At 63.3% G+C, this 12,931-nt stretch carries 9 protein-coding genes and 1 pseudogene; 5 read left to right on the top strand and 5 right to left on the bottom strand.

Translation table 11 applies throughout. The features are described from left to right. Positions 1-42: 42 nt before the first annotated feature. From GGD90_RS14000 to GGD90_RS13985, 4 genes and pseudogenes are all read right to left on the bottom strand, one after another. Entirely contained in the window at positions 43-1,134 is a 1,092-nt protein-coding gene (locus GGD90_RS14000) for a tyrosine-type recombinase/integrase (RefSeq protein ID WP_153116410.1), read from the bottom strand. A gap of 59 nt (positions 1,135-1,193) precedes the next feature. Continuing rightward, positions 1,194-1,337: pseudogene (locus tag GGD90_RS18410) on the bottom strand (helix-turn-helix domain-containing protein); the annotation flags it as partial. Continuing rightward, positions 1,334-2,179 (bottom strand): replication initiation factor domain-containing protein, encoded by an 846-nt coding sequence (locus tag GGD90_RS13990; protein ID WP_153116411.1) that lies wholly within the window; start codon positions 2,177-2,179, stop codon positions 1,334-1,336. The pseudogene GGD90_RS18410 and the gene GGD90_RS13990, both read right to left, overlap by 4 nt. A gap of 376 nt (positions 2,180-2,555) precedes the next feature. Beyond that, the gene (locus GGD90_RS13985; protein ID WP_153116412.1) at positions 2,556-2,945 is read right to left on the bottom strand and encodes a hypothetical protein; all 390 of its coding nucleotides are present in this window, start codon (positions 2,943-2,945) and stop codon (positions 2,556-2,558) included. 213 nt (positions 2,946-3,158) lie between these two features. On the opposite strand from GGD90_RS13985, the gene GGD90_RS13980 reads away from it, so the two are divergent. Together GGD90_RS13980 and GGD90_RS13975 are read left to right on the top strand one after the other, a co-directional pair. Further along, entirely contained in the window at positions 3,159-4,379 is a 1,221-nt protein-coding gene (locus GGD90_RS13980) for a hypothetical protein (RefSeq protein WP_153116413.1), read from the top strand. Positions 4,380-4,904: 525 nt separating this feature from the next. Continuing rightward, positions 4,905-5,906 carry a glucokinase gene (locus tag GGD90_RS13975; protein ID WP_153116414.1) on the top strand — a complete coding sequence of 334 codons (1,002 nt, stop codon included), beginning with the start codon at positions 4,905-4,907 and terminating at the stop codon, positions 5,904-5,906. A 4-nt stretch (positions 5,907-5,910) separates the two neighbouring features. Here the strand turns inward: GGD90_RS13975 and glgB are convergent, their stop codons facing one another. Then, a complete protein-coding gene (gene glgB / locus GGD90_RS13970) occupies positions 5,911-7,809 on the bottom strand; it encodes a 1,4-alpha-glucan branching protein GlgB (RefSeq protein ID WP_221227782.1) in 1,899 nt (632 codons plus the stop codon). Between the two features lie 58 nt (positions 7,810-7,867). On the opposite strand from glgB, the gene glgC reads away from it, so the two are divergent. Genes glgC through GGD90_RS13955 form a run of 3 tightly spaced genes read left to right on the top strand, consistent with a single transcriptional unit; the run spans position 7,868 to position 12,846 of the window. After that, positions 7,868-9,193, top strand: a complete 1,326-nt coding sequence (glgC, locus tag GGD90_RS13965) for a glucose-1-phosphate adenylyltransferase (RefSeq protein WP_153116416.1) — start codon at positions 7,868-7,870, stop codon at positions 9,191-9,193. After that, a complete protein-coding gene (locus GGD90_RS13960; protein WP_228273700.1) occupies positions 9,190-10,836 on the top strand; it encodes a glycoside hydrolase family 57 protein in 1,647 nt (548 codons plus the stop codon). Before glgC ends, GGD90_RS13960 begins: the two co-directional genes overlap by 4 nt. Before the next feature lie 12 nt (positions 10,837-10,848). Then, positions 10,849-12,846: an alpha-amylase/4-alpha-glucanotransferase domain-containing protein gene (locus tag GGD90_RS13955; protein ID WP_153116417.1), complete on the top strand. Its 1,998-nt coding sequence runs from the start codon at positions 10,849-10,851 to the stop codon at positions 12,844-12,846. Positions 12,847-12,931 lie beyond the last annotated feature (85 nt).

Below are 12,931 nucleotides of genomic sequence, written 5' to 3'. Positions count from 1 at the left end.
TCCGCTAACGTTCAAACCGCCTCCGGGCGGTTTTTTCGTTGACTATGGCGAAACTATGACTTGCTCGCCATCGCTCACCGCCTGCACTGGCTCAGCCTTTTGCACTGCGAGCAAAGCCGGCTGATCGACCCACGCCCGCAAATGTTCGCCGCTGAGGTGGGCATACCGCTGCACCATCTTCAACGACGACCAGCGGCCCAGCTCCTGCAGCACATGCAGCGGCGTTCCGTTCTGCACGTGCCAGCTCGCCCAGGTGTGCCGCAGATCGTGCCAGCAGAAGTCCGCAATCCCTGCCCGCTTCAATGCGTCGAACCATGCCTTGGTGCTCGTCTGATGGACAGGCCGCCCAGCCTTCGGAAAGACCCAGCGCGTATCCTTGCCGCCCCACTCTTCCAGCACCTCCACTGCCTTGTTCGACAACGGCACCGCCAGCGCCTTCCGGTTCTTGACGTTCTCGCCAAGCACCCACGCCGTCCGTCTCGCCAGATCGACCTGCGACCACTGCAGATGTGTCACGTTCGCCCGCCGCAGCCCGGTCTGCAAGGTGAATTCGGCCATCGCTGCCAAGTGCGCCGGCAGTTCGGCAAGGAGCTTGTCGGCCTCGGTGCGTGAAATCCAGCGCACCCGACTTTTCGCCCCCTTAAGCGCCTTCACCTTCGGCGCCCGCTCGATCCACTCCCACTCGTCGCGCGCCTTGTTCAGCAGCGCACGCAGCGTCGTCAGGAAGCGATTGACCGTATCGACACCCGGCTTGCATTCGCGCTTCTGGCCGCTCTTGTAGACGCGGACATACGGCTTGGCGCGCTCGGCGGTGATCTGCTCGACCATCGCCTTGTCGACCTGATCGAGCGTCTTCTCGCCAAGATGCGGATCGAGCCAGCGCAGCGCATGGCGGTCGTTCTCAAGCGACGCTTTACCCGCCGATTCGCGCAGGTAGCGGACAACCGCCTCGCGCCACGTGTAGCGCGGCTTGGCGCCGAGCCGTTGCTGTTCCCAGCATTGAACCTTCAGGCGGTCGTGATACTCCTGCGCACGCGTGCGGTCGGCAGTCCCAGTGCTCTGGCGTACTCTTCGTCCTCCGATGGTAATGTCGATCCACCAGAGAGACGACTCCTTCTGTCGATAGATAGCCATGTGGCCTCCTTTCTTTCGGAGCTATCCCTCGACGCTTGCCACCTGTAGTGTGAGCGGAGGTATTCCGCCAGGTCAAGGTCGAGAAAGACCCAGCACTTGCCGGGCTTCGCTGCTGGCACTTCGCCGGCCTGAGCCTTGCGCAGCAGCGTGATCGGGTGAATGTGGAGGAAGCTCGCCGCCTCTTTCAGCGTGAGCGTTTTCATGCATCGCCCCCGGAAGGCGCGATGACAGGAAGGCGCAAGCGTCGCGGCGTCCCCGGCATCACCAGTTTTTCAAGCACGGCCTCGGCGCTGCCTTCAACGCCCAGCATCACACTGAAGTGCGTCCCGTAAGCAACCCGCGCCCAGGGCGTCAGATGTTCGTAGGAAATCTCGCCGGTTTTGCGCAAGGTCCGTACGCGGCACGCCTCTTCACTGACCCAACCAAGGCACGAATAGGCGCCGGCCACGTATGGCCCCGGATTCAACAACACATCGAGCGGTACTTCCCGGTCCCGGTTGTGGAGTTCAAGCTCCCACCTCGTCCACGGTGAAGAGGCACAGCCAAGCTGGCGCCCTTTCTCGTAGATGCGCAGCATCTTCCCGTTCTTGCGAATGCCGATGTTGAGCGTCCGCCCCGATCCGTCCGGGGCAGCCAAGTTACCAACTTGTTTCATGCGCGGCTGGTTGCCACGCGTACCAAAACGTCCTTCGAGAAACCACGCCAGCGCGAGGTCGACCGAATAACGTCCTTCGTAGTCATCGACGGCGCCATCCCAGCGCGTGATGCGCGCCTTCAGCACGTCACGCAAGAACGCGTGCGCCCTGCCCCAATCCTCGACCAAGGCGCAGCCCTCGCCGGGGATAGACAAGAAGCCCATGCCACGCTGCCCGCCATACGCGAACATCGCGCCGCCATGATCGAACTGGAACAAGTGGGTGAAACCGTTCAAACCTCGACGGCGATCCGTCAGCCCCCCGAACCTGGGGCCGAGATTCTCGATGACGCCGCGAAACAGCGCTGCTACCGCCTGCGACGTACCGGCAAAAGGAAACGAAACGCTCAACCAGTCCGTGAGCGCGGCGAAGGGATGGACGCCCGACCTTACAGTCGACGCAACATCGCCACCTGTTTTCCGGTCCCTACTAGCAGCGCCTTGGTCGATTGCCGCGCAGTCTTGATGATGGGGGGTATCAAAACTTTCCCCCCGTGTTCCCGTGTTACCAGACGGGGGGATGTCGCCCGATCTTCGGCCACCACGGACGCAAGCACCGCGGTTCCGGCCTCGTTTGGCCGTACGTTTGCCGCTCGCGCGGCAATCCGTGCGGCCAGCCCGAGGCCGGTCGAGTTGTCTTCTTGCTCTGTAGCGGACGACGAAGGGGTTTTCATGCCCCTCAGAATAAGGGGTACTTGGAACCCTCGTCAAGGGTTTTTATTACCCCTTACGCCAGTTCGCGCCGCTGCGCTTTCAGCTCGTCGTCCTTGACCTCGCCGCTGACCGCCTTCCAGAAGTTACCCAGCTTCTTGGCGATCTTGTAGCCAAGGGAGCGATGGGCGCTCGGCCCCTCTTCCGGAAAGAACTCGCGAATGTTGATGCCGAGAACTTCCTCGTACTTGCGGATCGTCCGCTTGTTGTGAACTAGAACGAGAGGCTTCCATCCTAGGTGATCGCCCATGTGAAGCATGCCAATGGCTGCTTCCAGCTCGTCGAGCTGGCCGGAAAACCTGGCAATGGCTTGGCGCTCGATGTCGTGCAAATGCTCGATGCGCTCGCGATCGAACGGAGCCAGTGAGTGTATGTTCTTCTGGATTTCGGCGGGCGTGAGGGTCATGAAGGAGGCCTCGCTTTCGGGAAGGGTAACTGTAACCCGTTAGCCGAAAACCATCAACTGCCTGCAGAGTGGTGGATTCGTCATCCACATGCGCAGTACGATACGAAAATGAACCTTACTATTTCTTGCCCACCAAGCCTCGGAAAAATTGATTAGGTTTTCTTCGAATGATCGTATTTATGAATTTCCCGATCAATTTAAGTGGAGTGTACGATGCGCCCGCTTCAAATATATCTCGACAGCGCCGATTTCTCGGACCTATCAGAGAGCAACAAGCCAGATCATTTAAATTCCATTGAGGAAAAATTGCTTTCTTGGCAAGAGCTTGGTTTTATTGAAATGCGCTTCAGTTACATCCATGTAATCGAAGCATCCCCTTTAAGAAAAGAGGACATAGAACTGGCAAGGAACCGAATCGATAAAATATCTCAACTATGCGGCAAAAAGTGTTTCGCTTCAACTATAGAGATTCTCGAAAGAGAATGCAGCAACACTGGAGAATTCAATCTTCAATCATACTCCGAGTGGCTATACAGAAATGATGGACAATGGGTTCCTCCCATCGATGGCATCGACGTTGAGTCTCTTTCGGCCACTGCACTTCTTCGCAACGAGATAAGCAACGCAGGACATGATCGATCTACGCGCAGAAAACTGCAAAGAACGTTTTTTGACCCGCAAGGACGATTGCGAACCGCCGGCAAGGCCAAGCTTCGGGAGGGGCGGGCCAGTGTGGTTAGGGAAATTGAAGATCGTTACCCTTTACCTCCCGGAGCCGCGGAAAAGCTAGCACTCGCGTTAGAAACGGGCGCCCAACAAAGTGAACTTAGAGAGCTAGTTCGTAGCTCAGTAAGCGACCTCAGATATTGGCCTCAGTGGTTCTTGAAGCAATGGGAAAAGATTACCCCAATGTGCAGTCTATTACGAACAGGGGCAAACCAACTCAACTCCGACCTTCTAAAGCACTCAGAGGATATACGCAACGCGTATCGCGAAGCAATTGCCGACGGTCTGCCGCATGAAAAACTTGAGCAGTTCTTCAGAAGAGAATTTGACAAAGAAATTCTGAACATGCAAAGAACGATTGTCGCGAGAATGAGTGAAAACCCTGTCTCACCATCTTCTTTGCAGACAAAAATGTCTCCGTGGGAGACTGCTCCTGGTATGACTTGCGCACTGACGGTTCAAAGCCGGATTGCTAGGCGACAACTGGTATTGTCGGGAAAGGGTAGACCTCCAGATGAAGGTGACTTTGGCGACGCACTACACTGCGCACATTTCCCATTCGTGGACTTATTTCGAGCCGATGGCTTTACCGCATCGATGATTTCAGAAGCCAAATTGCACAACCACTTTAAAGTAAAAGTTGTACCTAAGCTAACGCAACTTCCTGATGCCATCGAGAACAGCCTAAAGGAGTCAGGTAGGATTTAAGAGAACCTAGGGCCTATGACGGAACTATGACGCAACAACATGAAAGCGTTCGCAAATCACAGCTATGTCAGGCTATCTTTCACCGCCGGCAAGCGCCAAGATCAAGCGCAATCAAACACTTAGAGACGGCGCTTTCGGCCCAGCCCCATTGACATGGTGGGGGTCGTTGGTTCGAGTCCAATCGCGCCTACCAGATTCTTCCAAAGAATCAGGTAGAAACCACAACATAAAGCTGCCTTCGGGTGGCTTTTTTGTTTTCCGGCCGGCACGCGTCGTGGCGCTTGGGCTTTTCCCGCCGAACGCGATGCCGGCATCAGTACAGGACCTCGCCGCGCTTGCGACGCCGGATGCGTTAGCATGCCGGGACGCCATCCACCCAGGCACAAGTCCCGCTGCCATGCATACCTCTCACCTCTCGCACACCCCGTCTGTCTTCGTCTCTGAGCCTGCCGCTGCCGGCGGATTGACCCACGCCCTTGTACTGTGCGCCAGCGCCGCACCCATCGCCACCGCCGGGGCACGGCCATGATGCTGCTCGGCGGCGATCTCGGCGGCACCAAGACGCTGCTGGCGCTGGCCGAACTGCGCGCCGACGGCGCGCTCGCCATCGTCGACGAAGTGCGTTACGCCAGCGCCGACTGGCCCGACTTTGCGCCACTGCTCGCCGATTTCCGCGCGCGCCACAAGGTGCCGGTGAGCGCCGCCTGCTTCGGCCTCGCCGGCCCGGTCGATGCTGGCACGGCGAAGCTCACCTACCTGCCGTGGCGACTTGACGCGCAAGCGCTGGCGGCGGATTTCGCGCTCGGCCGCGTCGCGCTGGTCAATGATTTCGTCGCCGCGGCCAGCGGCATCGAACTGCTGCCGGCCAACGCGTGCGCGACGCTGCAGGCCGGCGCGCCGCTGGCGGAGGCGCCACGCGTCGTCGTCGGTGCCGGCACCGGGCTCGGTGTCGCCGGCGTACTCAGGCATGCGGACGAGACGGTCGTCGTCGCCGGCGAAGGCGGGCATCAGGGCTTCTCGCCGCAGTCGGCCGAACAGGCCGCTTTGTGGCAACACCTGTTCGCGCAGCACGGCCGCGTTACCGCTGAAGACATCATCTCGGGACCGGGGCTGGCGCGCGTGCATGCCTTTCTCGGTGGCGGCAACTGGTCGCCGGCGGCCATTGGTACAGCGGCGAAGCAGCACGGCGCGGCAGGAACGCAGCCGAAAGCCGGGCCGGATGCGGTATCGGATGCCTGCCCGCATCCGGCAACCGCCGCCGCGGCGCTATCGCTATGGCTATCGGCTTACGGCGCCTTTGCCGGCGATCTGGCGCTCTCCTGGCTGGCACGCGGCGGCGTCTATCTCGCCGGCGGCATTGCCGGCAAGCTGATCGGCGATGCCGAAGCGGCAACTTTTCTTGCCGCCTTCAACGCCAAGCGCGAACACCGCGCGCTGGCCGAGGCAATGCCGGTACGGCTGGTGCGCGAGGAACGCCTCGGGCTGCTCGGCGCGCTGGCGAAGGCGCGAGCGCTCCTGCGCCGCTAGGGAATCAGTCGAGCGCAAGCACCACGCAGGCCAGCGGCGGCAGCGTCAGGTCGACGCTCGCCGGCAGGCGCATCCATTCGCCGGGGTAAGCGTTGACGGCACCGCCGTTGCCGGCGTTGCTGCCGCCGTAGTGCGCCGAATCGCTGTTGAACACCTCGCGATAGGTGCCGGTCTGCGGCACGCCGATGCGGTAGCCCTGACGCAGCTGCGGCGTGAAGTTGCAGACGACGACGACATGGCGGCCATCGCGCGCGCGGCGCAACCAGGAAAGCACCGAGTGCTCGGCGTCGTGGCAGTCGATCCACTCGAAGCCAGCCGGCTCGAAATCGAGTTCGTGCAGCGCCGGCTGCGCGCGGTAGAGCTGGTTCAGATCGCGCACCAGACCCTGCACGCCGGCATGACGGCCATCGGCGAGCAGGCCCCAGTCGAGTTCGCGCTGTTCGCTCCATTCGCGCCACTGGCCGAATTCGCAGCCCATGAACAGCAGCTTCTTGCCCGGTGTCGTCATCTGCCAGGCGAGCAGCAGGCGCAGGTTGGCAAAGCGCTGCCAGTCGTCGCCGGGCATCTTGCCGATCAGCGAACCCTTGCCGTGCACCACTTCGTCGTGCGACAGCGGCAGAACGAAGTTTTCGCTGTAAGCGTACATCTGGCCGAAGGTCAGCTCGTTGTGGTGCCAGCGCCGGTAGAGCGGGTCGCGCGCGAAGTAGCGCAGGCTGTCGTTCATCCAGCCCATGCTCCACTTCATCGAGAAACCGAGTCCGCCCAGCCACACCGGTCGCGACACCATCGGCCAGGCGGTCGACTCTTCGGCCAGCGTCAGCGCACCGGGGAAGTCGCCGTGCACCATGGCGTTCAGTTCGCGCAGGAACTGGATGGCGTCGAGGTTCTCTCGCCCGCCAAAGCGGTTCGGCAGCCACTGCCCCGGCTGGCGCGAGTAATCGAGGTAGAGCATCGAGGCGACGGCGTCGACGCGCAGTCCGTCGAAGTGGTATTCGGAGAGCCACCAGTGCGCCGACGAGAGCAGGAAACTCTTCACCTCATGGCGCCCGTAATTGAAGATTCGCGTTCCCCAGTCGGCGTGCAGGCCAAGACGCGGATCAGCGTGCTCGTAGAGCGCGCTGCCGTCGAAATCGGCCAGCGCCCAGTCGTCACCAGGGAAATGGCCGGGCACCCAGTCGAGCAGTACGCCGAGGCCGGCCTGGTGGCTGGCGTCGATGAAGAACTTGAGGTCGGCCGGCGAGCCGAAGCGCGAGCTCGGCGCGAAATAGCCGGTGGTCTGGTAGCCCCAGGATTCGTCGAGCGGATGCTCGGTTACCGGCAGCAGCTCGATGTGCGTGAAACCCTTGTCGCGGGCGTAGGGAACGAGGCTGGCGGCGAGTTCGCGCCAGTTGTAGAGGCGACCGTCGGGGTGGCGCATCCACGAACCGGGATGCACTTCATAGACCGACATCGGCGCGTGCAGCCAGTCGCACGCGGCGCGCTCCTGCAGCCACTGCGCGTCGCCCCAGAGGTAGTCGCCGGGCGCGGCGATACGCGAGGCGTTACCCGGCCGCAGCTCACATTCGCGCGCGTAAGGGTCTGTTTTAACAAGACGGTAACCCTCGGCGGTGAAAATTTCGAAGCGATAGAGTTGCCCCGGCGTTGCATGGCCGACAACACCGGCCCAGACGCCCGAGGCGCCGAGACTGGCGAGCGGATCGGCGTTGCCGTCCCAGCCGTTGAACTCGCCGACGACAGAAACACGCGCGGCGTTCGGCGCCCAGACGCGGAAAACGACGCCGCCGGAGTCCTGAACATGGGCACCGAGCATGCCGTAAGCCTGGGTGTTGCGCCCCTCGTTGTAGAGGTAGAGGTCGTCCGCGCTGGGGGCGATTTCGGCGCGATGGGCTGTAATAGGGTTCATGGCGAAGTATGATAGCCACAAACTGATCGCCGCATATGCCTTTGTCCGGAGCCAAGAGATGCCCGTAGAAACCGAAAACAGATCCGACAGCGACTTTGACCAGCGTGAGCATGGTGACAGCCGCTTCATCAGCCAGCTCACACGTAACACCTTCGCCATGGTTCTGGCGGGAGGACGCGGCAGTCGCCTGATGCAGCTGACCGACTACCGCGCCAAGCCGGCGGTGTTCTTTGCCGGCAAATTCCGCATCATCGACTTCACGCTGTCGAACTGCGTCAATTCGGGCATCCGCCGCATCGGCGTTGCCACGCAGTACAAGGCACACAGCCTGATCCAGCATATCCAGCGCGGCTGGAGCTTCCTCGACGGCCGTTTCGACGAGTTCGTCCAGCTGATGCCGGCGCAACAGCAGATCGACGAAGTGCAGTGGTACCAGGGCACTGCCGACGCCGTTTACCAGAACATGCACCTGCTGCGCCGCTACCACCCCGACTACGTGCTGCTGCTCTCCGGCGACCACATCTACAAGATGGACTATGGCGCGATGCTCGCCTTCCACGTCAAGCGCCAGGCCGACATGACTGTTGCCTGCATCGACGTGCCGATCGAGGAAGCCAAGGGCTTCGGCGTGATGGGCGTGGACGAGCGCGACCGCGTCGTCAGCTTCAGCGAAAAGCCGGCCAACCCGGCGCCGATGCCCGGCCACCCGGACCGCGCGCTGGCGTCGATGGGCATCTACATCTTCAACACCAAGTTCCTCTTCGAGCAGCTGATCCGCGACGCCGCCGAACCGCGCTCGAGCCGCGATTTCGGCAAGGACATCATTCCGCACATCGTTCCGCGCTACCGCGTCTGCGCGCACCGCTTCGTCGATTCCTGCGTCGGCATGACCGACGATGTCCCCTACTGGCGCGACGTCGGCACCATCGACGCCTACTGGGAAGCGAACATGGAGCTGACCAAGGTTACGCCGGAACTGAACATGTACGACAAGGACTGGCCGATCTGGACCTACCAGGAACAACTGCCGCCGGCGAAGTTCGTGTTCGACGACGACAAGCGCCGCGGCGAGGCGATCGACTCGCTGGTTTCCGGCGGCTGCATCATTTCCGGCAGCACCGTGCGCCGTTCGCTGCTTTTCTCCAACGTCAAGGTGCATAGCTGGGCAACGGTCGAGGATTCGGTGATCCTGCCGCACGTCGATATCGGCCGCCACGCGGTGCTCAAGCGCTGCGTCGTCGACAAGAATTGCCGCATTCCCGAAGGCCTCGTCGTCGGCGTCGATCCGGCCGAAGACCGCCGCCGCTTCCACGTCAGCGAGAAGGGGGTCACGCTGATCACGCCGGAAATGCTCGGCCAGGGCGAATTCCCGGTCGCGCCGTGATCAGTCTCGCTTTCCTGTGGCACATGCACCAGCCGGATTACCGCCGGCCGGTGACTGGCGAATTCTTCGAGCCCTGGGTGCTGCTGCACGGCATCAAGGATTACACCGATATGGCAGCGCATCTCGAGCGGCACCCGCAGATGCACTGCACGGTCAATTTCGTGCCGGTGCTGCTCGACCAGATCGACGATTACTGCGAGCAGTTTCACACCGGGCAGTGGCGCGACCAGCTGCTCGCCGTCGCCGCCTGCGCCGACCCGGAAATGCTGAGCGCCGAACAACGCAGCTGGATCACCGGCATCGCCTTCCGCTGCCACCAGCCGACCATGCTTGAGCCCTTCGCACCCTACCGGCGGCTGCGCGACCTCTACCGCCGCCTGCGTGAAATCGGCGAGGACACCGAGCGTTATCTGGCCGGCAGCTACTACAGCGACCTCGCCGTCTGGTATCTGCTCGCCTGGTGCGGCGAGACGCTGCGCCGCGAGCAACAGGTCATCCCCGAACTGATGGCGCGCGGCGGCGGTTTCAGCCTGGCCGACCGGCAACGGCTGCTCAGCGTGCTCGGCGAGACTTTCGCCGGCCTGATTCCACGCTGGCGGGCGCTCGGCGAATCGGGCCAGATCGAACTGTCGTGCTCGCCGCAAGCGCATCCTCTGTCGCCGCTGCTGATCGACTTTGCCAGTGCGCGCGAAGCCTGGCCCGATTGCCCGCTGCCGGCGGCACCCAGCTATCCGGGCGGGCGCAACCGCGTCGCCGCCCAGCTCGACGAAGCCATCGCCAGCCATGGCGCGCGCTTCGGCGTGGCGCCGCAGGGCCTGTGGCCGGCCGAGGGCGCCCTGTCGGCGCCCTTCCTCGAGCAGATCAGCGAACGGCCGCTGCGCTGGACGGCGAGCAGCGCCGCAGTCCTCTTCAATTCGGCCGGCGCCGCCGCCGACATTTACCGGCCGTGGCGGCTGGCCGGCAGCGAACTGAGCCTCTTTTTCCGCGACGAGCACATCTCCGACCTGATCGGCTTCGAGTACGCGCGCTGGCACGGTCGCGATGCGGCAAGCCACTTCGTCGGCGAAGTCGAGCGCGTTGGCGGCGAACACCCCGACGGCGTCGTCTGCGTCATCCTCGACGGCGAGAACGCCTGGGAAACCTATCCGTACAACGGCTGGCACTTCTTCGAAGACCTCTATGGCGCGCTCGCCACGCACCCGGCAATCCGCACGGTGAGCATGGCGACAGCCAGTGTCGAACAGCGCGAACGCTGCAAGACGCTGCCGAAGTTCGCCGCCGGCAGCTGGGTTTACGGCACCTTTTCGACCTGGATCGGCGACCCGGCGAAGAACCGCGCCTGGGATCTGCTCTGCGAAGCCAAGCACAGCGCCGATCTGGTACTCGGCAGCGGCCGCCTCGACGCCGCCGAGACCGCCGCCGTCAAGGCGCGACTGACCGTCTGCGAAAGCTCCGACTGGTTCTGGTGGTTTGGCGACTACAACCCCGGCGAAGCGGTCGCCAGCTTCGACGCACTCTTCCGCGACAACCTGCGCGACCTCTATCGCCTGCTCAAGCTGCCGGCACCCGCCGCGCTCGAGCAGAGCATCAGCTCCGGACAAGGCAGCCCCGAAGCCAGCGGCACCATGCGCCGTGCCAACTAACCGAAAGTCGCGATGAATTCTCCCGTCAGCCTGCTCTTCGGAGTTCACGCCCATCAGCCGGTGGGCAACTTCCCGGAAGTGATCGCCGATGCGCACGAGCGCTGCTACCGCCCTTTCCTGCATACGCTGTATGCCTACCCGGAATTCCGCTTCGCCGCGCACTTCTCGGGCTGGCTGCTCGACTGGTTGCGCGAGCATTACCCCGAAGACATGGCGCTGCTTGCCGAAATGGCGCGGCGCGGCCAGGTCGAACTGGTCGGCTCCGGCGATACCGAGCCGGTGCTGGCGGCGATTCCGGCGCGTGATCGCGTCGGCCAGATCACCCGCCTGTCCGACAAGCTGGAAGACTGGGGCGGTACCCGCCCGAGCGGCGCCTGGCTGACCGAGCGCGTCTGGGAATCGTCGATCGTCAGCTCGCTGGCGGATGCCGGCATCGACTACGTTGCCGTCGATGACACGCACTTCCTCTACGCCGGCCAGCCGGCGGAAGCGCTCGACGGTTACTTCACCACCGAGGACGGCGGCGTGCCGCTCGACCTCTTTGCGATCTCCGAACAGCTGCGCTATCGCCTGCCGTTTTCGCCGGCGCACGAGGCCGTCGCCTACCTCGAAGGTCTCGCCGCCGACGGGCGCAGCGCCGCCGTCTATTTCGACGACATCGAGAAGTTCGGCGTCTGGCCGGAAACCTACGACTGGGTCTATAACCGCGGCTGGCTGAAGTCCTTCATCGAAGGCGTACTTGCCAGCCCGCACATCGTCACCCGCACCTACGCCGACTATCGGCGCACGCATCCGGGCCGCGGCGTCATCTACCTGCCGACCGCCTCGTACAGCGAAATGAACGAATGGACGCTGCCGGCGCCGGCCGCTGCCGACTACGCCGCGCTCGTCGAGCAGGAAAAGCAGGCCGGGCGACTCGAACGCAACCGCCCCTACCTGCGCGGCGGCATCTGGCGCAATTTCCTCAGCCGCTACGCCGAAGGCAACTGGATGCACAAGCGCATGCTCGGCCTGTCGGCGCGACTGGCGGCACTGCCGACCGCACCGGTCGAACTGACCGACGCGCTCTATCGCGCGCAGGCCAACGACGCCTACTGGCACGGGCTGTTCGGCGGCCTCTACCTGCCACACCTGCGCCGCGCCATCTGGAACAACCTGATCGAACTCGAAGCCGCGCTCGACCGGCTGGCACCGCGGGCCGCACAAAGCGTCGGCGATATCGACTTCGATGGTCGCCGCGAATGGCTGCTGCATGACGCCGGGCTGCAGATCGCCGTGCGCGACGACGGTCTCGCCGCGCTGTGCGAGCTGTCGAGCTACCCGCTGCAGCACAACTTCGGCGACACGCTGCGCCGCTACGCCGAGCACTACCACGCGCGCATCGACCAGACGCCGGGCGAAACGCCGGTGGGCGAAGGCATTGCCTCGGCGCACGACATCGTCCGCTGCAAGCACCCGATTGCGCCGGCCGACATCGTTCCCGACGCGCTGCCGCGCGCCATCGCCATCGACCTGCTCGACGGCGAAGCGCTCACCGATTACCGCGCGGTCGACGTAAAGGGCGGTGCCGCCGCATCGACGCTCGCCTTCACCCGCGACGGCATCGACAAGACTTACACCGTCGCCGACGGCGTACTCGAAGTGCGCTGGCAGTGCCGTGGCCTCGCCGGCCGCCGACTGGGCGTCACGCTCAATCTGGCGCTGCCCAGCTGCGACGGTTACGCCGGCCGCTACCGTCTGGCCGACGGCAGCATCCCCGGCGGCTTCGGCCAGCCGCTTGCCGTCGCACAGGCGACGCAGGTCGAGCTCGAAGACGGCGTGCTTGGCGGCACGCTGCGCATCGCCGCGCAACCCGCGGCGGCGTTTGCTGCTGCCCCGCACTTCACCGTCTCGCAGTCCGAGGCCGGCTTCGAAAAGATCATGCAGGCCGTTGAATTCGTAGCGTCTTTTGCTATCGACAGCGACAACACGCAGATCGTCCTGCGACTGAGCCCGGTGCGCGCGGAGTAAATCGAGGATGCCCGGTAGTGCGTGCCTCGTGGTCGCGATGGGCATGAAGCTATTTCTCTCCCCCCTTTTTCATCAACCGCCGCGC

Source organism: Rhodocyclus tenuis (assembly GCF_014197755.1).
In the GTDB taxonomy this organism is placed as follows: Bacteria; Pseudomonadota; Gammaproteobacteria; order Burkholderiales; family Rhodocyclaceae; genus Rhodocyclus; species Rhodocyclus tenuis.
The sequence above is the reverse complement of the archived record's forward strand: the minus strand, read 5'-3'. Positions and strand labels throughout refer to the sequence as shown.